This is a genomic window from Roseomonas aeriglobus (genome assembly GCA_016937575.1).
Taxonomy (GTDB): Bacteria; Pseudomonadota; Alphaproteobacteria; order Sphingomonadales; family Sphingomonadaceae; genus Sphingomonas; species Sphingomonas aerigloba.
The window spans coordinates 2,232,499-2,254,688 of record JAFHKN010000002.1; the positions used below are offsets into that span (position 1 = coordinate 2,232,499).

Consider the following 22,190-nt stretch of genomic DNA (forward strand, 5'->3'; position numbering starts at 1 on the left):
TTCAATCCCCCCTGCAAGGGGAGGTGGCAGGCCGAAGGCCTGACGGAGGGGTATCCCGCTATCGAGAGGGTGACACCCCTCCGTCGCGCTCCCGCGCGCCACCACCCTTGCAGGGGAGGATTGAGCAGGCTCCCCCTACCCTTCCCGCCCCGCCGCGGCTAACGCATCACCCATGACGAGCCTTCCCACGCCTCCCGTCGCCAAGCGGCAGTCCAGCACCACCACCCACCACGGCATCGAGATCACCGACGACTGGGCATGGCTGCGCGACGCCGGTTACCCCAAGGTCACCGACCGCGACGTGCTCGACTATCTCGAGGCCGAGAACGCCTATTTCGACGCCGTCATGGCGCCGTTGAAGCCGCTGACCGATACGCTGTTCCAGGAAATGCGCGCGCGCATAAAGGAAGACGACGCGACCGTACCGCAGAAGGACGGCGACTATCTGTACTGGAGCGACCACGAAACCGGGGGCGAGTACCGCCGATGGTGGCGCAAGCCCGTCGCGGGCGGCGACGACCAGCTGATCCTCGACGAACCCGCGCTCGCCAAGGGTAAGGAATATTTTCGGCTGGGCGGGCTGTCGGTCAGCAACAACGGGCGGCTGCTCGCCTATGCCTATGACGACAACGGATCGGAGCGCTTCCTGCTGCGGGTGAAGGACCTGGAGACGGGCGAACACCTGCCCGATGAAATCCCGGGGCTGCTGAGCGACATCGTCTGGAACGCCGACGACAGCGGATTCCTCTATGGCCTCGCCAACGACCAGTGGCGGACCGACAACGCCCGCTTCCACCGGCTCGGCACCGATCCCAAGGACGACGTCGAGCTCTATCACGAGGACGACGAAGGCTACCGCGTCGGCGTCGGCGAAACCTCGTCGCGCAAGTGGATCGTGATTTCCACCGGCGACCATGTGACGAGCGAAATCCGCCTGCTTCCGGCCGACGACGTGTTCGCCGAGCCGATCCTCGTTGCCGCGCGCCAGACCGGCCGCGAATATGATGTCGACGAGCATGACGGCACGCTGTTCATCCACACCAACGACACCGACCCGATGTGGCGGCTGGTCACCGCGCCGATCAGCGATCCGGGCAATTGGTCGGAGCTGATCCCGGCGGACCCGCATTTCTACATGACCGGCGTCGCCACCTTCGCCGACTTCTTCGTGGTCGAGGGGCGCGAGGACGGGCTCGATCAGATCGAGATCCACTATTACGACGGGGCCCCCAAGCGCCGCATCCAGTTCCCCGAGGCAAGCTATGTCACGGGCCTGGGCGACAATCCGGAATATGCCGTCGACACGCTGCGGCTGAGCTACCAGTCGATGGTCACGCCGGGCACGGTCTACGACTATGCGTTGAGCGATGGCGCGCTGACGGTGCGCAAGGTCCAGACGATCCCGAGCGGGTACGACGCGTCCAAGTACCGCACCGAGCGGCTGAAGATCGTCGCGCGCGACGGCGTCGAGGTGCCATGCTCGATCGTCTACCCCAAGGATTTCCCGAAGGACGGAACGGGCAAGGTCTATCTCTACGCCTATGGCGCCTACGGCCATGCGATCCCGCCGGGCTTTTCGACCGGGCGCATGTCCTACCTCGACCGCGGCATGGCGTTCGCCATCGCACACATCCGTGGCGGCGATGACCTGGGCCAGCAATGGTATCACGACGGCAAGCTGACCAAGCGAACCAATACCTTCAACGATTTCGTCGACGTGGCGAAGGGGCTGATCGAGCGCGGCTTCGCGCAGAAGGGCGGCATCGCGATCGCTGGCGGGTCGGCGGGCGGCGAGCTGATGGGTGCGGTGGTCAATTCCGATCCCGATTTGTGGGGCGCGGTCGTCGCCGATGTGCCGTTCGTCGACGTGCTGAACACCATGCTCGACGCCAGCCTGCCGCTGACGCCCGGCGAATGGCCCGAATGGGGCAATCCGATCGAGGACAGGGACGCGTTCGAATTGATTCGCAGCTACTCGCCCTATGACAATGTGAAAGCACAGGATTATCCGCCGCTGTTCATTAGCGGAGGCCTGAACGACCCGCGGGTGACCTATTGGGAGCCGGCGAAATGGGCGGCCAAACTGCGCGCGACCAAGACCGACGACAATATCCTGCTGCTCAAGACCAACATGGGCGCCGGCCACGGCGGCAAGTCGGGTCGGTGGGAAAGCCTGAAGGAAGCCGCCGAGGAAATGGCGTTCGTGCTCTGGCAGCTGGGCGTCGTCGAGGTGACAGAGTGATCCTGCTCGCGCTGCTCCTGCAAGCGGCCCCCGCCCCGACGGCGGAGGCGGCGCGTCTGGGCACCGAGGTTGCGCGATCGGGTACCTTCAGCCAGATCGCGCCTGCGCTGATACAGCAGCAGACCGATGAGTTGGTCCGCGACGCGAAGGGGCTGAGCCTGGCCGACCAGGCGGCCCTGCGCGACATCGCCGCACAGACCGGGCGCGCGATGGTCGATCGGGTGACCGAGCGGATGGGCGTCGCTTATGCATCGGCCCTGTCGGTGGCGGACATGCGGGCGATCCTCGCGTTCAACCGCACCGACGCGGCGCGCAAATACCGGGCGGCCGAACCGAATGCGATGGCCGCCGCCGCGCAGAGCATGGGCGGGATGGACTTCAAACGCGACGTGCTGAAGGCGTTCTGCGCGAAGACGGGCAAGGGTTGCGCGGGGAAGTAAGGTGAGCCCTTGCTTCACACGTCATCCCCGCGAAGGCGGGGATCAATAGTCGCTGAAGGTGATGAGTCTCACGTCGGTCAGCCAGAATTTATCCCCGCCTACGCGGGGATGACAGCTCAAGCATTAGAGCATCGAAGGTCTCAGGCCGTCTCGCGCTCCAGCAGATCCGCGACGTCCAGCCCCAGCAACTCGATATGCTCGCGCACCCGCGGCCACATGCCGGTCAGGAAGCGGTCGCGTTCGGCTTTGCGCAGCTTGTCGACCGCGCCGGGCAGCACGAACATGCCGACCCCGCGGCGGACCTCGACATAGCCGTCGTCCTGAAAGCTCTGATACGCCTTCGCCACCGTCAGTGGATTGGCGCCCTGTTCGGCGGCATAGGCGCGGACCGAGGGCAGCTGGTCGCCGGCGCGATATTCGCCGCGCAGAATTGCTGCGGCGATCCCGGCGCGAAGTTTCAGATAGACCGGACTTTCTTCTGATACTGCCATGCTGTCATAATACAGCGTTTCGCCGATTCGTCAAATCCGCCAGGGCGACAAAATATTCTCGAGCGCGGGGCGTGGACGCTCCTCCAGCGGACGGGACGGCGAGCCAAGGAAAACGAAGCCGGCGATCCGCTCCTCCGCCCCGCCGAACGCGTCGCGAACCATGGGCGAAAAGGCCGCCCAGCCGGTCAGCCAGCCGCCGACGAAGCCATGCGCCGTTGCCGCGTTCAACAGCTGCATGCAGGCCGCCCCTGCCGACAGTTCCTGTTCCCACAACGGGATATGACTCTCCCGCTTCGGGCTGGACAGCACCACGACGAGCGTCGGCGCCTGGCGTGCGAACTGGTCTATCGCCTCCGCCTCCAGCCGTCCGGCGTCGGGCTTGTCGACACGATAGGCGGCCTGCAGCAATGTGGCGAAGGCATCGCGCTGGTCAGCCCCAACGGCGACGAACCGCCATGGCGCAAGCTTGCCATGATCGGGCACGCGGCTGGCGATCTGCACGATGTCGGCCAGCTGCGCGGCGTCCGGGCCGGGCGCGACCATGTCGCGCGGCTTGCCCGAACGGCGCGTGGCGAGCAGCGTCAGCGGAGAGGTGGGGTCGTTGAACATGCGCCGCGCCATAGGCTGGTTTCCGCTCGCTTTACAGCCGTGCTTTTCGCGCTAGTCTCCCCCGCCATTGCCGCAAGGCACCTGCCAATTTCCGGAGAGTTCATGTCCGATGCCATCGCGCGCGGTGTCCCGCCGACCGCAAAGCAGTTCCTCGGCCACCCGCGCGGCCTGTTCATGCTGTTCTTCGCCGAATTGTGGGAGCGTTTCTCCTACTACGGCATGCGTGCCATCCTGATCTTCTATCTGACCAAGCACTTTCTGTTCGATGAAAACCCGGCCTATGCCGTCTACGGCGCCTATACGTCGATGGTGTACATCACGCCGGTGCTGGGCGGGTTCCTGGCCGACAAATATCTCGGCGCACGCAAGGCGGTGCTGGCCGGCGGCGTGCTGATCGCGATCGGGCATCTGCTGATCGCCCTGGTCGAAGGGCCGAGCGGGGAGCAGGGCTTCTACCTCAACGGCTTCTACCTGGGGCTTGCGTTCATCATCGTCGGGACGGGGTTCCTTAAGGCGAATATCTCGGTGCTCGTCGGCCAGCTCTACCGCCGCGACGACACGCGGCGCGACGGGGCGTTCTCGATCTTCTACATGGGCATCAACCTGGGCGCGTTCACCGGGCCGCTGCTGGTCGGCTATCTGGGGGAACGGGTCGGCTGGTCGTACGGCTTCGGCGCCGCGGGCATCGGCATGCTCGCCGGTCTGATCGTGTTCGTGCTGTTCCGCCGCGAGCTGAACGGCGCGGGCGAGCCCGCCAACCCTGCCCTGCTGACCGCACGCACGCCGGTCGGCCTGTCGCGCGAATGGCTGATCTACATCGGATCGGTGCTGATGGTCGGCGTCGCCTGGCTGCTGATCCGCGACGAAAGCGTCGTCGGCACGCTGCTGCTGGCCTGCGTCGGCGCGACGTTCCTCTACATCTTTTACCGCGCCGCCTTCACCCTGCCGAAGGTCGAGCGTCACCGCATCTTCGCCGCCCTTTATCTGATCGCGCTGTGCCCATTGTTCTGGGCGCTGTTCGAACAGGCGGGATCGTCGCTCAACGTCTACACCGACCGGTCGGTCGATCGCACGATCTTCGGCTGGGAAATGCCGGCGTCGTGGTTCCAGTCGGTCAACAGCTTCTGGATCATCACGCTCGCCCCGCTGTTCGGCGCGCTGTGGACCTGGCTCGGCAAGCGCGGGCTGGAGCCGAGCGCCCCGCTCAAGTTCGCGCTTGGCTTCATCCAGATCGGCATCGGGTTCCTGGTCCTGGTGGCCGGGGCGGGCCAGAATGGCGCGCTGACGCCGGCGCTGTTCGTGATCCTGCTCTATCTGTTCCACTCGATGGCGGAACTGTGCTTCTCGCCGGTCGGCCTGTCGAGCATGACCCGCCTGTCGACGGCATCGATGACCGGTCTGATGATGGGCACCTGGTTCCTGTCGACCGCCGCGGGCAATTTCCTGGCCGCGAAGATCGCGCAGGCGACCGGGGGCGAAGGCGTCGGGCCGGATCGGGTGATGGAAGTGTATCAGACGATCGGCATCTGGATCATCGGCATCGGCATCGTGGCGATCCCGGTCAGCTGGCTCGTGACGAAGCTGATGCACCTCGACACGATCGGGCGCGACGAGATCGGTCACGGTCTGGCGGGCGAAGCCGGGCTTGCCGAACCCGCCGCCCCCGGCACGCGTCCGGCCGGCGAGCTGCGCAGCTGACGATATGGGGTGCCGGCGCGATACCGGCACCCATGTTCCCGCCCATGGATCATGTGCGAGAACCGATCGTTCCGCCTCTGTGACAAGGAGAGGCGCGATGGCCCACGAACATACCGAGACTCAGCCGAACCCCAACATCTCGACCGAGCCCGGCGACAAATCGACGGCGGAAAAGCCGGGTACCGAGACCCAGCCGAACCCCAATCTGTCGACCGAGCATCAGAAGGAAGGCGATGCTCGCAGCCCCAGCGATACGCTCGACCGTGGTCAGTAAGGCGATCGTCGCAGCGGGATTAGCTGCCATCGCCCTGCCGGCACACGCCCAGACACAGGACAGCGGATCGGACGAACCGCGCCGCACCCGTGTCGTGCTCGGCCCCCAAATCGTACCACGCTTCCCTGGCGCGGACGGCATGGCGGTGCGCCCCTATGTCGATGTGTCGCGCGCGCGCGGCGATGCCGATTTCCGGTTCGAGGCGCCGGACGAAAGCACCGGCTTCTCGCTTTACAATCGCGATGGCTTCGCTTTCGGCCCGGCGCTCAATTTCGAAGGCAAGCGGCGGCGGCGCGACACGGGTGGTCTCGATGAGGTCGGCTTTTCGGTCGAACTGGGCGGCGCGGCGCAGCTGGCGCTGACGCCGGCGGTCCGCGCTCGTATCGAGGCGCGCAAGGGCGTGACCGGTCACAAGGGCTTCGTCGGCATGGTCGGGCTCGACTATGTCGCGCGCGACGGGAACCGGTGGCTCTGGTCGATCGGTCCGCGCGTAACGCTGGGCGACGCGAAATACGCCCGCGCGTATTTCGGTGTCAGTCCCCGGGAGGCGCTGGCGACGGGCATCGCCAGCTATCGCCCGGAATCGATGGTGATGGTCGGCGCGACCGGCAGCGCAAGTCGCCAACTGACCACCCGATGGGGTGTGTTCGGCTACGCGAAATACGACCGGATCGTCGGCGACGCGGCGGACTCGCCCGTGACGCGACTGTTCGGGAACAAGAACCAATGGTCGGCGGGAGCCGGCATCAGCTACACGTTCGGGCAGGGGTTGTAAGCAACCGGCGAGCCGGCGGCAGTGCCTGGATACCCGGGCCTCCGTCGAACGCGAGGGGTGTCGACGTGCCACGCGATCGTCGACACTCGGGGCGCCGGACAGGACCGCGACGTCCCGACCGTCGACTAACCTACCCCACCCGGTTCGCCACCAGATCGTCGACAACCGACGGATCCGCCAAGGTCGAGGTATCGCCCAGCGACGACACGTCGCCTTCCGCAATCTTGCGCAGGATGCGGCGCATGATCTTGCCCGAGCGGGTCTTGGGCAGGCCGGGTGCGAACTGGATGGCGTCGGGGGTCGCGATCGGGCCGATTTCGGAGCGAACCCATTGGCGGAGTTCGGCGCGAAGATCTTCGGACGCCGCCTCGCCGGCGTTCAGCGTCACATAGGCGTAGATGCCCTGCCCCTTCACGTCGTGGGGCATACCGACGACCGCGGCTTCGGCGACGCGCGCGTGAAGGACCAGCGCGCTTTCGACCTCGGCGGTGCCCATACGGTGGCCGCTGACGTTGATGACGTCGTCGACCCGGCCGGTGATCCAATAATAGCCGACCTCGTCCCGTCGGCAGCCGTCGCCGGTGAAATATTTCCCCGGATAGGTGGTGAAATAGGTCTGGAAGAAGCGGGCATGATCACCCCAGACCGTCCGCATCTGCCCCGGCCAGCTGCGCGTGATGCACAGATTGCCGCTGACGGCGCCGTCAAGCACCTGCCCCGTCTCATCGACCAGCTGCGGGTGGACACCAGGGAGCGGCTTGGTCGCGGAGCCCGGCTTCAGGTCGGTCGCGCCGGGCATCGGGGCGATCATCGCACCGCCCGTTTCCGTCTGCCACCAGGTATCGACGATCGGGCAACGCCCTTCGCCGACGACATCGTAATACCAGCGCCACGCCTCCGGGTTGATCGGTTCGCCGACGGTGCCGAGCAGCTTCAGGCTCGATCGGTCGGTCCCGGCTACGAACGCATCCCCCTCCTTCATCAGCGCGCGCAGGGCGGTCGGTGCGGTGAAGATCGTGTGGACCTTGTGCCGGTCGACGACCTGCCAGATGCGGCTGGCGTCGGGCCAGTTCGGCAGGCCTTCGTACATCAGCGTCGTCGCGCCGTTCGCCAGCGGGCCGTAGAGGATGTAGCTATGCCCCGTCACCCAGCCGATATCGGCGGCGCACCACCACACGTCGCCGGGGCGATAGTCGAAGCACCAGTGATGCGTGAGGCTCGCCCAGAGCAGATAGCCGCCGGACGAATGCAGCACGCCCTTGGGCTTGCCGGTCGATCCGCTGGTGTAGAGAATGAACAGCGGATCCTCCGCATCCATCGGCTCGGCCGAGCAATCGGCGGACACGTGGCTTGCGGCCTCGTGATACCAGACGTCGCGTTCGGTCATCGGTACATCGGCGCCGGTCGCCTTGACGACGATGACACGGCTGAGGCTCGGCGCGCGATCGGCGGCGGCGTCGACATTGGCCTTGAGCGGGATGGTCTTTCCCCCGCGCCGGCCGCAGTCGGCGGTCACGACGATCTTCGAATCGCAATCCTCGATCCGGCCCGCCAGCGCGTCGGGGGAGAAGCCGCCAAACACCACCGAATGGATCGCCCCAATCCGGGCGCAGGCGAGCACCGCGAACGCCGCTTCCGGAATCATCGGCATATAGATGGTGACGCGGTCACCCTTCGCGACACCTTGCGCCTTCAACACGTTGGCAAAACGGCAGACGTGCTGAAACAGCTCGAGATAGGTGAAGCGTCTGGGCTCTTCCTCGGGCGCGTCGGGCTCCCAGACCAGCGCGATATCATTGCCACGGCTGGCAAGGTGCCGGTCGAGGCAATTGGCCGCGACATTGAGACGCCCGTCCGCGAACCAGCGGACGCCAAAATCGGCCTCGTCGAACGAGCTTTCGTCGGCCCTGGTCGGCGGCACGATCCAGTCGAGCCGCTGCGCCTGCTCCAGCCAGAAACCGGTGGGATCACTCTTCGCGGCATCGTAGAGCGCTGCATAGCGTTCGGCATCGACATGCGCGTGTCGCGCCCATTCTTCCGGCACCGGGTACACGTCCGACACATCCCACTCCTTATTATCGAGCGCGCTTGTGCGGCAGCAGGATTGCGGGAGCAAGTCTTCAGACAATCCGAAAATGTCGCTGCGACAAGATGCGACAGTTTCGTGCTGGACGCCGCCCGCCCGTGCCGTCACACCTCATCTCGATGAAGCGTAGCATGACAGCGGCCCTGCTCGCGGCGAGCGTTTCCGCATGTACCGTGGGCCCCGATTATCGCCCGCGAAGCGCCGAACAGCTTGGCGTGCCCGCGACCTTCTCCGTCCCCGCGACCCCGACGCGTGAGGATCTGACACAGTGGTGGACGCGGTTCGACGACCCGTTGCTCCAGCGCCTGGTCGCCTCTGCCGCCGACACCAATCTGGACGTCGCACAGGCCGTTGCCCGACTGCGGCAAGCGCGCGAGGCGCTGGTCCAGTCGCGGGCACAGCTGCTCCCGAACATCACCGGATCGGGCGGCTATACGCGCAACCAGAATCTGATCGGCGGATCGTCGACGATCGTGCTGCCCGACGGCACCGTTACCAACATTTCGCGCGGCAATTCGAACAACTTCCAGCTCGGCGCCAGCGTCTCCTACCAGCTCGGGTTGTTCGGCGAGATTCGCCGGACGGTGGAGGCGAGCGGCGCCGATTATCAGGCGTCGGGGTACAATCTTGCCACCGTCATCCTGTCGACCCAGGGCGAGATCGCACGCAACTATATTCTCGCGCGCGCGGCGCAGGCGCAGCTCGCCAACGCCCGCGCCAGCCTCGGTCTGCAGGACGACAATCTGCAGATCGCAGGGTTCCGGGTGCAGGCCGGGCTCGTCTCCAGCCTCGACCGCGAACAGGCGCGGTCGCAGCGCGCGCAGACCGCCGCGACCATCCCAACGCTGGAGGCGAACTATAATAACGCGGTGTCGCGGATCGGCGTGCTGACCGGACAGGCGCCGGGCGCGCTGAAGGCGGAGCTGGCGGCCGCCCGCCCGATCCCGAAAGGGCCATCGGTCGTCGGCGCCGGCATTCCGGCCGACGTCCTGCGGCAAAGGCCCGACGTGCTGGCCGCCGAACGCTCGCTTGCCGCTGCAACGGCGCGGATCGGTGTGGCCCAGGCCGAACTCTACCCGGCGCTTGCGATCAGCGGCAATATCAACACCAATGCATCCGCGATCGGCGGCTTGTTCGATACCGTTATCGGATCGCTCTTCTCCGGCGTGACGCAGCTGATCTTCGACGGCGGACGGGCGCGGGCACAGGTGCGCTCCAACGAAGCAGCTGCCGATGCCGCGCTGGCGGCGTACAAGGGCACGGTGCTGACCGCGCTGGAGGATGTCGAAACCGCGATCGTCGCGCTCGACACCGCTCGCGCCCGCCAGCGCGAGTTCGCGACCGCCCTCGACGCGGCAAATGCAACCGCCCTGCTCGCGCGGCTGCAATATCGCTCGGGACTGACCGATTTCATCACGCTGACCCAGGCCGAAACGTCGCTGCTGAGCGCACGCAACGGTTTGACGAGCGCGCAGTCGGACGAAGCGACGGCACTCGTCCAGCTCTATCTCGCGCTCGGCGGCGGCTGGGATGCCGCGGCCGGCGCCCCCCAAGCCCCCGAACGCACGACGCAGGATCGCTGATGGCCACGACCACCGAATCGACCGACGATTTCTTGGGCGTGAAGCCCGTGAAGCCGTGGCGCCGCTACGCCAAATGGGCCGCGATCATCGTCGGCGTCATCCTGCTCGGCCTGCTCGTCAGCCGCTGTTTCCGCGGGGACGCGGCGCCCGAATATTCGACCGAGGCTGCCAAGCGCGGCGACCTGACCGTGTCGGTGTCGGCAACGGGCAAGCTCGCCCCGACCAACCAGGTCACGGTCGGCTCGCAGCTGTCGGGTCTGGTCACCCGGGTCGTGGTCGACGTCAACGACCGGGTGGTCGCGGGGCAGGCGCTCGCGCTGATCGATCCTGAACAGATCGACGATCAGATTCGCGCCAGCCAGGCGCAAATCGCCGCCAACCAGGCCCAGGTCGCCCAGGCGAGCGCGACGGTTGCCGAATCCCAGGCACAGCTGAACCGCCTGGAAGAGGTCTATCGCCTGTCGAACAAGCGCGTGCCGTCCGAAGCCGAATTGCAGACCGGCCGCGCGAACTATCAGCGCGCACTGGCCGCACTGCGGGCCGCCCAGGCCAATGTGACCGCGGCGCAAGCGCAGCTGGCTCAGTCGCAGACCCAGCGTCAGCGCGCGATCATCCGTTCGCCGGTTTCGGGCGTCGTCCTCGCCCGCGCGGTCGATCCCGGCCAGACGGTCGCGGCGTCGTTCAACACGCCGACCTTGTTCGTGATCGCCGAAGACCTGTCGAAAATGAAGCTGGAGGTCTCGATCGACGAGGCTGACGTCGGCGAAGTGAAGGTCGGGCAGAAGGCGAGCTTCACCGTCGACGCCTTCCCGGGCCGCACTTTCCCCGCGGAGATCACGCGGGTCGATCTCGGCTCCAATCTGACCGTCAGCAGCGCTTCGGCGTCGAGCAGTACGACCACGGCATCGACGACGGGCCAGGTCGTCTCCTACGCGGCCGACCTGAGCGTCGCCAATCCGGACCTGACGCTGCGTCCCGGCATGACCGCGACCGCGGATATCGTGACGACGCAGAAGCAGAATGTGCTGCTGGTCCCCAACGCTGCGCTCCGCTTCCGCCCGTCGACCGGCCAGGGTGGCGACAGCGGGATCGCAGGATCGTTAGTGATGCGCGGGCCGCGGCGCGGCGGCAACGCCGAACGCCAGGTTCGCACCGGCCGCGGCGCGCAGCAGACAGTCTATGTCAAGGGCGCCGACGGGACGCCGCAGCAGGTCCGCGTCGTCACCGGTGACACCAACGGCCAGATGACCGAAGTCGTCGGCGGCGACCTGAAGCCTGGCATGCAGGTCATCACCGGCCAGATGGCGAGCGGTGCGGACACGCAGACCAAGGGTGGCGGCTCGGGCCGGCGCGGCGGTGGTGGCGCGGGCGGCGGAGGCGGCCAGCGTGGGCAGTAAGGCACTTCTAAAGCCTTCTCCCCTTCAGGGGAGTTTCGGGTCGCTTGTGCCCCCGGCACAAGCTCAACATCGCGGGGCGACGTTGACCCGAAACTGGTTGGGAGAGGGGGCGGTGTCTCACCGAGACCAGCTCTTGTTGACAGGGCCCTCTCCCCGACCCTCTCCCCGGAAGCGGGGAGAGGGAGAATGAGCATCATCTCCCTCCGCAACGTCACCAAGACCTACGGTACCGGCGCGACGATGTTCCAGGCGCTGAAGGGCGTCGACCTCGATATCGATGCGGGCGATTTTGTCGCGGTCATGGGTCCGTCGGGGTCGGGCAAGTCGACGACGATGAACATCCTCGGCTGTCTCGACGTGCCGACCGGCGGGACGTTCCTGTTCCGCGGCCACCATATCGAAACGCTGACCCGCGACCAGCGCGCGCTGCTGCGTCGCAAATATCTCGGCTTCGTCTTCCAGGGCTTCAACCTGCTCTCGCGCACCTCGGCGCTGGAGAATGTCGAACTGCCCCTGCTCTACCGCGGCGAGGACAAAAAGACGCGGCACGATCTCGGCATGGCCGCGCTCGACAAGGTCGGCCTGGCGAACTGGTGGGATCACACCCCCGCCGAACTGTCCGGCGGCCAGCAGCAGCGCGTCGCCATCGCCCGCGCGATCGTGACCCAGCCCGACGTGCTGCTGGCGGACGAACCGACGGGGAACCTCGATTCGGAGCGATCGGTCGAAATCATGGAATTGCTGACCGACCTCAACCGCAACTCCGGCATTACCGTGCTGATGGTCACCCACGAACCCGACATGGCGGCGTTCGCGCGGACGATCGTGCATTTCAAGGATGGGCTGGTCGAGCGTATCGAACGCAGCGCGGAGGTTGCGGCGTGAGTGGCCCTATTCCCCCTCGCCCCCCAAAGGTGGGAGAGGGTTGCGCAGACTTGGCGGCTTCGCCGCCTAGTCGGAGCTGGGTGAGGGGGAAGCGGCGCACCGCGCCGCGCGCGCCGATGGCGCGCTCGACCCCTCTCCAAGCTCCGCTAACGCGCAAGCGCGCAAGCTTCGCTATCCTCCCGCCTCTCCGGGGGGAGGGAAAGTAGGGTCATGCTCGGCACCACCTTCATCCTCGCCATCCGATCGATCCGCCGCCACCTGCTGCGCTCGTTCCTGACGATCCTCGGCATCGTCATCGGCGTCGGCGCCGTGGTCACCATGGTCACGCTCGGAAAGGCGACCACGTCCGCCGTCCAGGCGCAGATTTCCGCGCTCGGCACCAACGTGCTCCAGATCCGACCCGGCCAGGGCTTCGGCCGCGGCGGCGGGGGCCCGCGCCCGCCCGACTTCAAGCCCGAGGACGTGGAGGCGATCCGCGACCAGGTGACCGGCGTCACCGCCGTCGCGCCGCAGGCGCAGGCGACCGGCACTGCGATCTACGAAGGCAGCAACTGGTCGACGACGATCAACGGGACGACATCGGCCTATTTCCAGGTCCAGCCCTGGCCGCTGGCGTCGGGGCGCACCTTCATGCCGGCCGAGGAGGCCGCGGGGAAAGCGGTCTGCATCATTGGCAACACCGTTTACACCAATCTCTACCGCGGCGGGCAGGCGGTCGGCACGCGGATGCGGATCAACGGGATCAGCTGCGACGTCATCGGCGTGCTTACGACGCGCGGTCAGCAGGGTTTCGGCGGGGACCAGGACGACGTGGTGATCATGCCGATCAAGGCGGTCCAACGCCGCTTCACCGGCAACCGCGACATCCGCCTGATGCTGGTCGGTGTGAACTCCGCCTTCTCGACCAGCACCGTCCAGTCGGGGATCGAGGACCTGCTGCGCGAACGCCGCAACATCACCGGTGGCAAGCAGGACGATTTCAACATCTTCGACACCAAGCAGATCAGCGACACGCTGACCGGCACGACGACGATGCTGACCAACATCGTCGCGGCGGTGGCGGCGATCAGCCTGATCGTCGGCGGCATCGGCATCATGAACATCATGCTGGTCAGCGTGACCGAGCGCACGCGCGAGATCGGCATCCGCTTGGCGATCGGCGCGGTGGCGAGCGAAGTGCTGCTGCAATTCCTGGTCGAGGCGGTCGTGCTGTCGATGCTCGGCGGGCTCGTGGGGCTCGCCATCGCACAGCTGGCCATCGCGGGCATCACGCCGCTGATGAAGGTGCCCTGGACGTTCGACCTGCAGATCAACCTGATCGCGTTTGCGATCTCGGCAGTGATCGGTGTGGTGTTCGGCTTCTTCCCGGCGCGCCGGGCGGCGGCGCTCAACCCGATCGACGCGCTGCGCCACGAGTGAGATAGAGCCGCCACCTCCACGCCGTTATCCCCGCGGAGGCGGGGATCAATTGATGGAGAGCATGCGGCTCCTTTTGTGAAGTCAGCCAGAATTCATCCCCGCCTGCGCGGGGATGACGGGTGACCTGGCGCGCGCCTCACCCTTGCGGGCGCGTAATCGTGAGCTCCGGCGCATGGACCAGCGCGCGCAGCGCTTCCAGATCCTCCGGCGTGTCGATGTCGATCAGCTCGGCCGGCGAGGTCACGACATGCTTGCCCGCCTTCACCAGCTCGCGCGCGCCGGCGTCGCCTTCCAGCGTCGTCAGGAAGTCGAACCGGCCGGCCCCGAACAAAGCCGGCGGACGCGGCTGGGTGCCGTCGCTGGAGGCCACCACGGCGTCGTTCGAATCCGCGGCGTCGAGCAGGCGATAGATGTGCGCCGCCGTTACCCGCGGCATGTCGGCAAGCGCGATGAGCACGGCCTTCGCGCCCTCCGCCTTCGCACATTCGACGCCCATCCGGACCGACCGCGCCATGCCGTCTTCCGGCTGGTCGTTGTGGACGACACGGTACCCACGGAAATCGAGCGAGCAATCGTCACGCACCACGAAGCGCTGCTTGAACGGAATGCTTTCCAGCGCCGTCACGACGTGCAGCCCGACCGGCTTGCCGAGGAACTCCGCCTCCAGCTTGTTGCCCCCGCCGAACCGCGAGGAGCGACCCGCGGCAAGCAGGATCAGGACGACATCCTCAGCGGCGATCATGGTTGAAGGCTCCTATCATGGCGGCGGCGATCGACAACGCGATCTCCGCCGGTCCGACCGCGCCGATATCGAGCCCGACGGGCCCGTCGACGCGGTCGATCTGCGCATCGGCAAGCCCCGCCGCGGCCAGCCGTTCGCGTCGCGCGGCGTGGCTGCGACGGCTGCCGAGCGCACCGACATAGGCCGCATCGGTGGCGAGCGCGGCGATCAGCGCGGGATCGTCGATCTTGGTGTCGTGACTGAGCGTCACGACGGCTGTCGACGGGCCCGGCGTGTAGGCGGCGACCGCTTCGTCGGGCCAGCGATCGTCGAGCGTGACGCCGGGAAAGCGTTCCTCGGTCAGGAAGCGCGCGCGCGGATCGATGACGACGGTACGGATGCCGAGCGTGGTGGCCAGAGCGCTGAGCGACTGCGCGATCTGTACCGCGCCGACGATCAGCAACATCCGCGGCGGGTCGTAGCGGTTGAGAAAGACCTCTCCCGTCTCGAGCGGGCGCAGATCGCTGTGCCCGGTCGTCAGATCGGTCGCGACGACCAGTCCCCTGCCCTCGGCGCGCGCGTCGTCGATGCGATCGAACAATTCGGGGTCGAAGCCCTCCGCCGACACCGGTTGGACCAGCACGGCTATCTCGCCGCCGCACGGCAGGCCGACCTCCCAGGCCGCGGCATCGGCCACGCCGTAGCGTTTGACGACCGCAGGCGCGCCAGCGATGACCTCGGCGGCGGTCGCGAGGATATCGGTTTCGACGCAACCGCCGGACACCGATCCTTCGAACCGGCCGTCGGCGTGGACGAGCATGTGGCTGCCGCGCGGGCGTGGTGCCGACCCCCAGGTCGATACCACGGTCGCAAGCGCGAGCGGCGCGTCCTTCCACGCCCGCGCGGCGGCGAGCACGCTGTCGTTATCGGCCACCAAGTACCTCCGTGCTCCCGCGAAGGCGGGGGCCCAGGGTAACAGGGGAGATCGCTCGCGGCTCTAGGCTCCCGCCTTCGCGGGAGCACGGCATCGCGCAATTCATACCTCGGGCAAGCCCGCCAGCAGCTTGTCGAGCGTGATCGGATAGTCGCGCACGCGCACGCCGGTCGCATTGTAGATCGCGTTCGCGACCGCCGCGCCGGCGCCCGAAATACCGAGCTCGCCGATCCCCTTCGCCTGGAGCGGGTTCGCCCAGACGTCGCGTTCGGGCAGGAACTGGATGTCGATCATCGGCACGTCGGCGTTCACCGGCACATGATATTCGGCAAGGTCGTTGTTGACCACACGCCCGTCGCGCGGGTCGTGGACCAGTTCTTCGCTGAGCGCCGCGCCGATGCCGAACACGATCCCGCCGATACACTGCGATCGCGCTGTCTTTTCATTGAGGATACGCCCGGCGGCGAAGGTCGAATGCCAGCGCGTCACGCGGACCTCGCCCGATACCGCATTCACCCGCACCTCGCAGAAGTGCGCGCCATAGGAGGCCTGGGTATGGGTGTCCTCGTTCGATCCCGGCTTGATCGTCCCCTCTGCGCTCAGTCCCTCGCCGACCAGGTCGGTCAGCGGCACGCGACGGTTGCCGGCAATGGCGTGCCCGTCCTTCAGCGTCAGGCCGGCGGGTTCGCATTCCAGCTTTTCGCAGATCCGCTCGCGCAGTTTTTCCGCCGCCAGATAGACCGAACTGCCCGACGATCCGGCACCCCAGGACCCGCCCGATCCGGCACCCGACGGTGTGTCGGTGTCGCCCAGCTTCACCTCGACGCGATCGATCGGCAGCCCGAGCAGGTCCCCCGCGATCTGCGCCAGAATGGTATAGGTGCCGGTGCCGATGTCGGTCATGTCGGTTTCGACGATCGCCCCGCCCGCCGGCGTCAGGGTGACCCGCGCGGTCGATGGTTGGGCCATGTTGCTGCGGGTGGAGGCGGCCATGCCGGTACCGATCAGCCAATCGCCGTCACGTGACGTGCCGGGCTTGGCGGGGGCCCAGCCGAACGCCTTCGCGCCTTCGTCCAGGCAGTGCGACAGGTTGCGGGTCGAAAACGGCACGTCCTGCGTCGGATCGATATCGGTATCGTTGCGCTTGCGCAGCTCGACCGGATCGATCCCGGCGGCCTCGGCCAGCTCGTCCATAGCGCCCTCGAGCGCGAGCATGCCGACCGCTTCGCCCGGCGCACGCATCGATCCGGACATCAGCCAGTTCATCCGCACCGTATCATGCGTGATCCGCCGGTTCTCGCCCGCGTAGAGGAACTGGGTCGCCATGCCGACCGGCTCGAAGAAATCCTCGCCCGGCAGGTTGCTGACGATATTCTCGTGGATGACGGTCGTGAGCTTGCCCGAGGCATCGGCGCCCAGCGCCACGCGCTGGCGGGTGTTCGACCGGCGGACGGTCGCGTCGAACACCTGCTGGCGCGCCATCACGACCTTCACCGGCCGACCGACCTGCTTGGCAGCGATCGCCGCTGCGATGCCTTCGGTCGAGATGCCGAGCTTCGATCCGAAACCGCCGCCAATGTAGCGTGCGACGATGCGGACCTGATCATCGGTCAGGTCGAGCGCGTCCATCAGCTGCTTCTTGTCCGACGACGGCATCTGGAGCGAGCTGTAGAGCGTCAGCCGCCCGTCCGCGTCCCATGTCGCGATCGAGGCATGCGGCTCCATCGCCGCGCTGTTCTGGCTGGGCGTGGTCCACACCGCATCGACCTTCACCGTCGCTGCGGCGAGTGCGCCATCGGGATCGCCCGTTTCCTGATGCGGAGGCATCTGACTGGGCGGCGGTGTTTCGGCTTCGTCCAGGCGGCCGTCGAAATCGACGTCGGGCAGCCCTTCGACATAGTCGAACCGGACGAGGTGCGCGGCATCCCGCGCGATTTCGAAGCTCTCTGCCACGACAACCGCGACATGCTCGCCGAAATAATCGATATCCCGCACGCCCTGCGTCGGGGCCTCTTCCTCACCACCCTGTTGCGGATTGCGGGCGAAGGTGTCGAGATCGACGACGACGTCGATCACTCCTGGCACCGCCAGCGCGTCGTCCGCGATCACCGCGTTCAGCCGACCCTGGGCGAACGGTGCGCTGACGAGCACGCCGTACGCCATATCGTCGAGCGCATATTCCGCCGAATAGGTCGCACGGCCGGCGACCTTCAGCGGGCCGTCGACGCGGTCGATCGGCTTGCCGGTCAGTCCCTGCGGCGCGCCTTCAAGCAGGCTGTGTTCGATTGGCACGTCGAGTTGCAGCGTCTTGGTATCGGTCATGCCGCATCCTCCGTGAGCTCGCGCAGCACCGCGGTCAGCGTCCGGCGCGCGAGCGGGATCTTGAAGTCGTTCTCGCCATAGCCCTGTGCATCAGCGAGCAACGCGTCGGCTGCGGCGGCGAAGGCGGCATCGCCCGGCGCCTGCCCGACCAGCGCCGCCTCGACCGCAGCGTCGCGCCACGGCATCGGCCCGAGCCCGCCGAAGGCGAGCGACGCGGAGGCGATTTTCCCGTCCTCCACCGCAACGACGCCCGCGACGGACACCAGCGCAAAGGCATAGGAGGCGCGATCGCGCACCTTGCGATACGTCTGGCGACCGGCGGGCGGTGCGGGCAGTTCGACGTGGGTGATGAGCTCGCCCGGCTGCAACACCGTTTCGATCTGCGGCGTATCGCCCGGCAGGCGGTAGAAGTCCCTCAGCGGTATCCGCCGCCGATCGCCGCCCGGCGCCAGCGTCAGCACCACCGCGTCAAGCGCGCGCATCGCGACGGCCATGTCGCTCGGGTGAGTCGCGATACAGGCCTCCGACGTGCCGAGGATCGCGAGAATGCGGTTGAAGCCCTCGCGGCCGTCGCAGCCGCTGCCGGGCTCGCGCTTGTTGCAGCGGGCATGCGTGTCGTAGAAATACCCGCAGCGCGTCCTCTGGAGCAGATTGCCGCCGGTCGTTGCCTTGTTGCGCAACTGTCCCGATGCGCCGGCCAGCAAGGCGCGGCTGAGCACCGGGTACCGATCGCGCACGCGGGGGTCGGCGGCAAGATCGGAATTGGGCACCAGCGCGCCGATGCGCAGCCCCCCGTCGTCGATTTTCTCGATTTCGGCTAGGTCGAGCCGGCTGATGTCGACCAGCTTCGCCGGCGTCTCGACCTGCAGCTTCATCAGGTCGAGCAGATTGGTCCCGCCGGCAATGAACCGCGCGCTCATATCCTGAACGGCGGCCTCGGGCGTGTCGGCGCGGGCATAGTCGAACAGCTTCACTTCGCGCCCTCCCAAACCTGGCGAATTGCGTCGCGGATATTCGGGTAGGCGGAGCAGCGGCAGAGGTTGCCGCTCATCCGCTCGGCGATCTCGCCGTCTTCCAGCACGACGTCGCCGGACAGGTCGTCGCTGACATGGCTCGGCCAGCCCTTCTTCGCTTCGTCCATCATGCCGACCGCGGAACAGATCTGCCCCGGCGTACAGTATCCGCACTGGAAGCCGTCATGGGCGACGAACGCCGCCTGCAACGGGTGGAGGTCGTCCGGCGAACCGAGACCCTCGATCGTCACGATCTCGTCATCCTGATGCATTACGGCGAGCGTCAGGCAGCTGTTGATGCGACGGCCGTTCACCAGCACGGTGCACGCCCCGCATTGGCCGTGGTCGCAACCCTTCTTGGTGCCCGTCAGCTGAAGATGCTCGCGCAGAACGTCGAGCAGCGAGGCGCGGATATCGGGATCGGCCTCGTGCCGCTCGCCGTTGATCGTGAAGTGCATGGTCAGCTGGTCCCGTGATGATAAGCTGGCTAACGCACCTTAACTCCCCGGGTTTCCATGGAGCACGCGAATGTCGGTCTGGATGGCGCTGGCTCTGGCAGCGAGTGTGGGGCACATTGCAGGCATGTCCGATCCGATCGTGATCGCCCATCGTGGCGCCAGCGGCCTCAGGCCAGAGCATACGATCGCCAGCTATAGGCTCGCGATCGAACAGGGCGCCGACTTCATCGAACCCGATCTGGTGCCGACCAAGGACGGCGTTCTGGTTGCGCGGCACGAGAACGAGATTTCGGAGACGACCGACGTCGCCGCCCATCCCGAATTCGCCGACCGCAAGGTCACGAAGACGATCGACGGCATTAGGGTCACCGGCTGGTTCACCGAAGATTTCACGCTAGCCGAGTTGAAGACGCTGCGCGCGAAGGAACGTCTGCCGCTACTGCGCGGAACCGACCATGACGGCCGGTTCGAGATTCCTACCTTTGCGGAGATCATTGCGCTCGCCAAGGCGCATAAGGTCGGCGTGTATCCGGAAACGAAGCACCCGACCTATTTCGCGTCGATCGGCTTGGAAACCGACAGCCGCCTCGTCGCAGAATTGAGGGCGGCGGGGTGGGACAGCGACGATGCACCGGTCTTCATCCAATCGTTCGAAGTCGCGAACCTCAAACGCCTGCACGGTCTGACGAAGGTTCGCCTGATCCAGCTGATGGACGCAAAGGGTGGGCCCGCCGACGGCGCAATGCCCAGCTATGCCGCGATGGCGACGCCCGAGGGGCTGTCGGCTGTAGCCGCCTATGCCTATGGCATCGGCCCGAACAAGGCGATGATCCGCGATGGCGACGCGGTACCGACCAGCCTTGTCGCCGACGCCCATGCAGCGGGGCTGAAGGTCCATCCCTGGACGTTTCGGGCAGAAAACTACTTTCTTCCCGCGTCGCTGCGCACCGGCATCGACCCGCGGGCGCATGGGCGGCTGCAAGACGAGATCGCGCGGTATATCGAGTTGGGCGTCGATGGTTTCTTCACCGATTTTCCGCTAGAGGGTTCCCGCGCCCGCGACGCTCGCCGGCTGCGTTGAGTATTCGAGGGCGTATCGATGCGGAAAGTCCTGATATTGCTGCCGGTCGCCGCGCTCGGCCTGTCGGGTTGCCTCGCCAAGACCGCCTTCGATGTCGTCACTCTGCCGGTCAAGGCGGTCGGCCAGGCCGCCGATTGGGCTACCACCAGCCAGGACGAAGCCGACCGAAACTATGGCCGCCGCATGCGCAAGGCAGAAGCGCGTGAAGGCAAGGAACGCCGCGACTGGGCGAAACGGTGTCGCAAGGATCCGGAATGCGGACCCTACGACGGCTATGTCGCGTCGCAGGACGGCCGGGTTCACTAAGGGTCTGCATTCGATCGGAACGGGGATCGTATTGGAATACGGACCCTAGCGCGCGGCAGCGGTCACGCAGCTGTGGTCGGGCGGCATCACCGCCGCCCCCAGATCGCTCCGGGTCTGCGTCCCCAGCCGGGCAAGGCGGCTGTCGGCCAAGGCCGGCGTCCTCGCAAATCGCGCGAGCACATCGATTGCCGCCCCGGTGCAGCTACGCGTGCGCCGCAGATACCCGAGCAACAGGCGCCCTCGCGGCGAGATCGTGTCCTTCACCGGCATTCGACGCGGATCGTTCAGATCGATACCACCAATTCGCGTATCGCGGATGTTGCGCGGGTCGTGCGGATTTGGCGGGTCGATCGCCTCCACCGCCGCAGCATAGGCGGCGAGACCCAGATAATCGCCGACCGTCGGACGAGATCCCCGGGGATCTACGGTCGGATTGAACAGATCGACGACCAGCACGCTCAAGGCAGCGTCCAGTTCCTGCTCCGTCCGGATCGCGGACAGCGCCGCCCGCGGGAGGAGGATCGTCGGGACTCTGGGCATTTCGGCCGGGGGCGTGTCGGTGACGATCAGACGCATGTCCTGTTGGCCGATCTTCTCGATCAGCGCGTCGAACCGGATTTGCGCCGCGGCGGCATCGAACCGCGCCTGTGCCGCGGCCGGCGTCACGCAGACGATCGCGACCGCCGCGGCTAAAATCCCGACCCTCATGGCACCCCCGTTCACTGAGCTGCACCGATGCTGATATAGATCAACTGTACGCCAGATGAATGTCGCTGTCAGCGACGGAGTGGTTCCAGCACTCGTGCGACCGCGATCAACACCTCTGGGTGCAACTGCACACCCAGATGACCGCTGCGCACCTCGATATCCGCGCAGTCGCCGCCGCGGCACGCATCGCCCGCGACTAGGCCGTCCGACGCGCTCCAGATGGCGGTGGCGGGCACGGGCAGTGGTCGGACGATTTCGGCCGCCAAAGCCGTTACACGAGGGTCGTCGACGCGCTCGCCCGTGATCAGTTCGAAGGCGCGCCACACGCGCGTCGCGTGCGGATGGCCGGCGTAAGGCGAACTGATCGTGATGACTTCGCGCACCAGATCGGGCCGGCGATGCGCGACCAGCCGCGCCATGATGCCCCCGAGCGACACGCCGATCAGCGTTACCGGCTGTCCGGCCTCATGCGCCAGGGTCGCGACGCGGTCGAGCAGCCTCTCCGCTTCCGCTCCGATCGTCCGGGAGCCGAAGTTGCGCCCTAGCCCCCAACCGCGCGCGTCATAGCCGATCCGCCGCAGGAAAATGCGCAGCGCGACGTTCGAGCGATCCGAATTGAATAGTCCCGGCAGGAGCATCACCGGCCGCCCGTCGCCGCGCAGGCCCGCATCGAGGTCCGCCAGCGCCACGCCAGCCGCGCGACCGTCACCGCCGCGCGCGGCCATTCCCGCAACGTCAGGCGCAAGGG

21 protein-coding genes are annotated in these 22,190 nt (G+C 66.8%); 11 read left to right on the forward strand and 10 right to left on the reverse strand.

The genetic code is table 11. From position 1 onward, the window contains the following. The first annotated feature begins 172 nt into the window (after positions 1 to 172). Positions 173 to 2,242 (forward strand): S9 family peptidase, encoded by a 2,070-nt coding sequence (locus tag JW805_11220; GenBank protein MBN2972586.1) that lies wholly within the window; start codon positions 173 to 175, stop codon positions 2,240 to 2,242. Beyond that, positions 2,239 to 2,682: a DUF2059 domain-containing protein gene (locus JW805_11225; GenBank protein MBN2972587.1), complete on the forward strand. Its 444-nt coding sequence runs from the start codon at positions 2,239 to 2,241 to the stop codon at positions 2,680 to 2,682. Before JW805_11220 ends, JW805_11225 begins: the two co-directional genes overlap by 4 nt. A 140-nt stretch (positions 2,683 to 2,822) precedes the next feature. Here JW805_11225 and JW805_11230 read toward each other — a convergent pair whose 3' ends face one another. Beyond that, positions 2,823 to 3,173: a GntR family transcriptional regulator gene (locus JW805_11230; protein ID MBN2972588.1), complete on the reverse strand. Its 351-nt coding sequence runs from the start codon at positions 3,171 to 3,173 to the stop codon at positions 2,823 to 2,825. A gap of 30 nt (positions 3,174 to 3,203) precedes the next feature. Continuing rightward, positions 3,204 to 3,782 carry a nitroreductase gene (locus JW805_11235; protein ID MBN2972589.1) on the reverse strand — a complete coding sequence of 193 codons (579 nt, stop codon included), beginning with the start codon at positions 3,780 to 3,782 and terminating at the stop codon, positions 3,204 to 3,206. A gap of 102 nt (positions 3,783 to 3,884) precedes the next feature. On the opposite strand from JW805_11235, the gene JW805_11240 reads away from it, so the two are divergent. The 3 genes from JW805_11240 to JW805_11250 all read left to right on the forward strand — a co-directional run bounded on the left by JW805_11240 (position 3,885) and on the right by JW805_11250 (position 6,529). Beyond that, positions 3,885 to 5,480, forward strand: coding sequence for a peptide MFS transporter (locus tag JW805_11240; protein MBN2972590.1), 1,596 nt, complete (start codon positions 3,885 to 3,887; stop codon positions 5,478 to 5,480). Positions 5,481 to 5,577: 97 nt separating this feature from the next. Beyond that, complete coding sequence (locus JW805_11245) at positions 5,578 to 5,754, forward strand: hypothetical protein (protein MBN2972591.1); 177 nt, start codon at positions 5,578 to 5,580, stop codon at positions 5,752 to 5,754. Further along, positions 5,714 to 6,529 carry a MipA/OmpV family protein gene (locus JW805_11250; GenBank protein MBN2972592.1) on the forward strand — a complete coding sequence of 272 codons (816 nt, stop codon included), beginning with the start codon at positions 5,714 to 5,716 and terminating at the stop codon, positions 6,527 to 6,529. Before JW805_11245 ends, JW805_11250 begins: the two co-directional genes overlap by 41 nt. A 130-nt stretch (positions 6,530 to 6,659) precedes the next feature. Here JW805_11250 and acs read toward each other — a convergent pair whose 3' ends face one another. Further along, a complete protein-coding gene (gene acs, locus JW805_11255) occupies positions 6,660 to 8,591 on the reverse strand; it encodes an acetate--CoA ligase (GenBank protein ID MBN2972593.1) in 1,932 nt (643 codons plus the stop codon). 155 nt (positions 8,592 to 8,746) lie between these two features. Between acs and JW805_11260 the strand changes: the two genes are divergently transcribed. From JW805_11260 to JW805_11275, 4 genes are all read left to right on the forward strand, one after another. Then, entirely contained in the window at positions 8,747 to 10,198 is a 1,452-nt protein-coding gene (locus tag JW805_11260) for an efflux transporter outer membrane subunit (GenBank protein ID MBN2972594.1), read from the forward strand. Then, complete coding sequence (locus JW805_11265; protein ID MBN2972595.1) at positions 10,198 to 11,595, forward strand: efflux RND transporter periplasmic adaptor subunit; 1,398 nt, start codon at positions 10,198 to 10,200, stop codon at positions 11,593 to 11,595. The genes JW805_11260 and JW805_11265 overlap by 1 nt, the downstream gene beginning before the upstream one ends. A 186-nt stretch (positions 11,596 to 11,781) precedes the next feature. Then, a complete protein-coding gene (locus JW805_11270) occupies positions 11,782 to 12,480 on the forward strand; it encodes an ABC transporter ATP-binding protein (protein MBN2972596.1) in 699 nt (232 codons plus the stop codon). Between the two features lie 210 nt (positions 12,481 to 12,690). Continuing rightward, positions 12,691 to 13,899, forward strand: coding sequence for an ABC transporter permease (locus tag JW805_11275; GenBank protein MBN2972597.1), 1,209 nt, complete (start codon positions 12,691 to 12,693; stop codon positions 13,897 to 13,899). A gap of 136 nt (positions 13,900 to 14,035) precedes the next feature. Here the strand turns inward: JW805_11275 and JW805_11280 are convergent, their stop codons facing one another. The 5 genes from JW805_11280 to JW805_11300 all read right to left on the reverse strand — a co-directional run bounded on the left by JW805_11280 (position 14,036) and on the right by JW805_11300 (position 19,347). Next, complete coding sequence (locus tag JW805_11280; GenBank protein ID MBN2972598.1) at positions 14,036 to 14,641, reverse strand: nucleotidyltransferase family protein; 606 nt, start codon at positions 14,639 to 14,641, stop codon at positions 14,036 to 14,038. Continuing rightward, a complete protein-coding gene (locus JW805_11285; GenBank protein ID MBN2972599.1) occupies positions 14,628 to 15,557 on the reverse strand; it encodes an XdhC family protein in 930 nt (309 codons plus the stop codon). The genes JW805_11280 and JW805_11285 overlap by 14 nt, the downstream gene beginning before the upstream one ends. 99 nt (positions 15,558 to 15,656) lie before the next feature. Beyond that, positions 15,657 to 17,876, reverse strand: coding sequence for a xanthine dehydrogenase family protein molybdopterin-binding subunit (locus JW805_11290; GenBank protein ID MBN2972600.1), 2,220 nt, complete (start codon positions 17,874 to 17,876; stop codon positions 15,657 to 15,659). Then, positions 17,873 to 18,850, reverse strand: a complete 978-nt coding sequence (locus JW805_11295; GenBank protein ID MBN2972601.1) for a xanthine dehydrogenase family protein subunit M — start codon at positions 18,848 to 18,850, stop codon at positions 17,873 to 17,875. Before JW805_11295 ends, JW805_11290 begins: the two co-directional genes overlap by 4 nt. After that, positions 18,847 to 19,347 carry a 2Fe-2S iron-sulfur cluster binding domain-containing protein gene (locus JW805_11300; protein ID MBN2972602.1) on the reverse strand — a complete coding sequence of 167 codons (501 nt, stop codon included), beginning with the start codon at positions 19,345 to 19,347 and terminating at the stop codon, positions 18,847 to 18,849. Before JW805_11300 ends, JW805_11295 begins: the two co-directional genes overlap by 4 nt. A gap of 70 nt (positions 19,348 to 19,417) precedes the next feature. Between JW805_11300 and JW805_11305 the strand changes: the two genes are divergently transcribed. Both JW805_11305 and JW805_11310 read left to right on the forward strand, forming a co-directional pair. Beyond that, positions 19,418 to 20,428, forward strand: a complete 1,011-nt coding sequence (locus JW805_11305) for a glycerophosphodiester phosphodiesterase (protein ID MBN2972603.1) — start codon at positions 19,418 to 19,420, stop codon at positions 20,426 to 20,428. A gap of 18 nt (positions 20,429 to 20,446) precedes the next feature. Further along, on the forward strand, positions 20,447 to 20,734 hold the full coding sequence (locus JW805_11310; protein MBN2972604.1) for a hypothetical protein: 288 nt from the start codon (positions 20,447 to 20,449) through the stop codon (positions 20,732 to 20,734). Positions 20,735 to 20,779: 45 nt separating this feature from the next. On the opposite strand, the gene JW805_11315 is transcribed toward JW805_11310, so the two are convergent. Continuing rightward, positions 20,780 to 21,442: a hypothetical protein gene (locus tag JW805_11315; protein MBN2972605.1), complete on the reverse strand. Its 663-nt coding sequence runs from the start codon at positions 21,440 to 21,442 to the stop codon at positions 20,780 to 20,782. A 68-nt stretch (positions 21,443 to 21,510) separates the two neighbouring features. Next, positions 21,511 to 22,167: an alpha/beta fold hydrolase gene (locus tag JW805_11320; protein ID MBN2972606.1), complete on the reverse strand. Its 657-nt coding sequence runs from the start codon at positions 22,165 to 22,167 to the stop codon at positions 21,511 to 21,513. Positions 22,168 to 22,190 lie beyond the last annotated feature (23 nt).

Bases quoted from the DNA above. Each gene is read 5' to 3' on its own strand.
- JW805_11220 (MBN2972586.1), top strand. From the start codon at position 173: ATGACGAGCCTTCCCACGCCTCCCGTCGCCAAGCGGCAGTCCAGCACC.
- JW805_11230 (MBN2972588.1), bottom strand. From the start codon at position 3,173: ATGGCAGTATCAGAAGAAAGTCCGGTCTATCTGAAACTTCGCGCCGGG.
- JW805_11235 (MBN2972589.1), bottom strand. From the start codon at position 3,782: ATGTTCAACGACCCCACCTCTCCGCTGACGCTGCTCGCCACGCGCCGT.
- JW805_11240 (MBN2972590.1), top strand. From the start codon at position 3,885: ATGTCCGATGCCATCGCGCGCGGTGTCCCGCCGACCGCAAAGCAGTTC.
- JW805_11245 (MBN2972591.1), top strand. From the start codon at position 5,578: ATGGCCCACGAACATACCGAGACTCAGCCGAACCCCAACATCTCGACC.
- JW805_11250 (MBN2972592.1), top strand. From the start codon at position 5,714: ATGCTCGCAGCCCCAGCGATACGCTCGACCGTGGTCAGTAAGGCGATC.
- JW805_11260 (MBN2972594.1), top strand. From the start codon at position 8,747: ATGACAGCGGCCCTGCTCGCGGCGAGCGTTTCCGCATGTACCGTGGGC.
- JW805_11265 (MBN2972595.1), top strand. From the start codon at position 10,198: ATGGCCACGACCACCGAATCGACCGACGATTTCTTGGGCGTGAAGCCC.
- JW805_11270 (MBN2972596.1), top strand. From the start codon at position 11,782: ATGAGCATCATCTCCCTCCGCAACGTCACCAAGACCTACGGTACCGGC.
- JW805_11275 (MBN2972597.1), top strand. From the start codon at position 12,691: ATGCTCGGCACCACCTTCATCCTCGCCATCCGATCGATCCGCCGCCAC.
- JW805_11280 (MBN2972598.1), bottom strand. From the start codon at position 14,641: ATGATCGCCGCTGAGGATGTCGTCCTGATCCTGCTTGCCGCGGGTCGC.
- JW805_11290 (MBN2972600.1), bottom strand. From the start codon at position 17,876: ATGACCGATACCAAGACGCTGCAACTCGACGTGCCAATCGAACACAGC.
- JW805_11300 (MBN2972602.1), bottom strand. From the start codon at position 19,347: ATGCACTTCACGATCAACGGCGAGCGGCACGAGGCCGATCCCGATATC.
- JW805_11305 (MBN2972603.1), top strand. From the start codon at position 19,418: ATGTCGGTCTGGATGGCGCTGGCTCTGGCAGCGAGTGTGGGGCACATT.
- JW805_11310 (MBN2972604.1), top strand. From the start codon at position 20,447: ATGCGGAAAGTCCTGATATTGCTGCCGGTCGCCGCGCTCGGCCTGTCG.
- JW805_11315 (MBN2972605.1), bottom strand. From the start codon at position 21,442: ATGAGGGTCGGGATTTTAGCCGCGGCGGTCGCGATCGTCTGCGTGACG.
- JW805_11320 (MBN2972606.1), bottom strand. From the start codon at position 22,167: ATGGCCGCGCGCGGCGGTGACGGTCGCGCGGCTGGCGTGGCGCTGGCG.